Source organism: Dietzia sp. CW19, from assembly GCF_014145265.1.
GTDB lineage: Bacteria > Actinomycetota > Actinomycetes > Mycobacteriales > Mycobacteriaceae > Dietzia > Dietzia natronolimnaea.
The window spans coordinates 1-1,793 of record NZ_JAALEE010000406.1 but is presented as its reverse complement, the minus strand read 5'-3'; the positions used below and the strand labels follow the sequence as shown (position 1 = coordinate 1,793).

1 protein-coding gene and 1 pseudogene are annotated in these 1,793 nt (G+C 72.1%); one reads left to right on the top strand and one right to left on the bottom strand.

Translation table 11 applies throughout. From position 1 onward, the window contains the following. Positions 1-415: pseudogene (locus tag G6021_RS12195) on the top strand (NAD(P)/FAD-dependent oxidoreductase); the annotation flags it as partial. Positions 416-443: 28 nt separating this feature from the next. On the opposite strand, the gene G6021_RS12190 reads toward G6021_RS12195, so the two are convergent. Further along, positions 444-1,793 (bottom strand): hypothetical protein (locus tag G6021_RS12190; protein WP_182641402.1); only part of this gene is annotated, 1,350 nt, incomplete at its 5' end.

The following is a 1,793-nucleotide window of genomic DNA, read 5'->3' as shown; positions in this document are numbered from 1 at the left end:
CCGGCCGATGGTCCTCGTCTCCCAACCGTGGGTGGTGGACCCGGGGAGGGTCGCCGCCGACGGACGACGACCCCTGTGGACGTACGCACACGTGCCCGCCTACTCCGAGCTGGACCAGACCGAGCAGGTCCTCCGCGCCCTGGAGGAGGTCGCTCCCGGCGTCCGCGACGTGGTGGTGTCGACCCGCTGTACGCCCGCGTCGCGGATGGGCCGACACAACGCGAACTACGAGGGCGGCGACATCGCCGCGGGCCGCGTCGACCTGCGCGGACTCATCGCCCGTCCGGTTCCACGGGCGGATCCCTTCGCGACCGGGGTCCCGGGGGTGTGGCACGCCTCCGGGTCCACGCCCCCCGGGCCCGGTGTCCACGGGATGGCGGGCCAGCACGTCGCCGAGCGGATCATCCGCGGTTGACGAACCCGCGCCCCGGCGGAGAGCCGACCTACTGGTAGGACACGAACCACGGCCGGGGTTCGACCGCCATGGTCTGCTCCGCGGTGAAGGTCGGCGTGTCCTCGTCGTAGAAGTTCTTCCAGGCCATCCAGATGTCCGGGGACAGCCCCTGCTGCAGGACCTCCCACGTCTCCAGCTTCATCTCCGGGGTGCCGTGCCCGTCGGCGTGGAGGGAGATCGCCACCTCGGGCCGTGAGGTGTCGATGTCCTCCCGGTCGGTGATCATCGCCAGGCTGAACTGGTGCAGGATGAGCAGCTTCTGTGGCCCCCCGGTGTCGCGGGTGAGATCGGCGAGCCAGTGCGTGACCCGGTTGATCTCCTCGGCGCTCGCACTGCCGATCTGGGCCCCCGGGCGTTGGCCGGGTTCGAGCTTCCACTCGGGGTCCAGCGCCAACCCCACGTTGGGCCGCCTGAGCAACTCCTCGAACAACCGCGCCTGGTCGAGGAGGTCCGCCATCCCGGGCTGCAGGTCGATCACCGCGTAGCCACCGGCCTCGGTGATCGCGTCGATGAGGGGCTCGAACTCCTCCGGCGCCCACTCGTTGGTGTAGTTGCCGTCCGCTCCGGGGGATGTGGAGGCGACGGTGGCGATGATCTCGAACGCGGGGATCACCGGCTCCGGTGAGTACGGCTGGTATTCCTCGACCAGTTGCCGCACCCGCTCCGCGCTCTCCTCCGGACCCTGCTCGCCGAGGATGCCGAGGGCCGGGGTGATCGGCGACCCGTATGCCGCCACGAAGCGCCGGCCCGGGAACAACAGCTGTCCCCCGCCGGGGAGCTGGGGGACGGAGCGGGCCTTCTCCACCCGGTCGGCCAGCTCGTCCTCGGTGCCCCATCCGGGCCCGAGGGCGATCACGGTGTCGGCGTCCATGACCGCCTCGACCGAGCCGCCGTCGACCCGCGGGTCCGGAGCCCGGAGGTGGGAGACGGCCGCTCCGCTCGAGACGGCGGTCGCCACCGCGGCCACCGGGGTCCGGTCGTACACGAGAACCCGCGGGGCCTCCTCCGCCGACCAGGCGGGTCCTCCCGCCGAGAACTCCTCGACATCCGACGCGGTGTCGCCGCCGGCGGTGAACTCCCCGACGACCATCAGCGACGGCGAACCCGGGGCCTGATGGACGGTGACGTCGTCCACGCGGTCGCCCGGGATCTCCTGCTCGGACTCGAACGTGATCCCGGTGAGCGACTCCAGCTCGGAGCGGTCCTCCGGGGCGTCGACCACCTCGCCGTCGTCGGGTGTGAACGTCACCTCGCCGACCCGCAGGACCCGCTCGGCGCCCATCCGGTCCAGCTCGCTCGCGAGGGCGTCGTCACCGCCGGCCACCGCGGTGAGCATCGG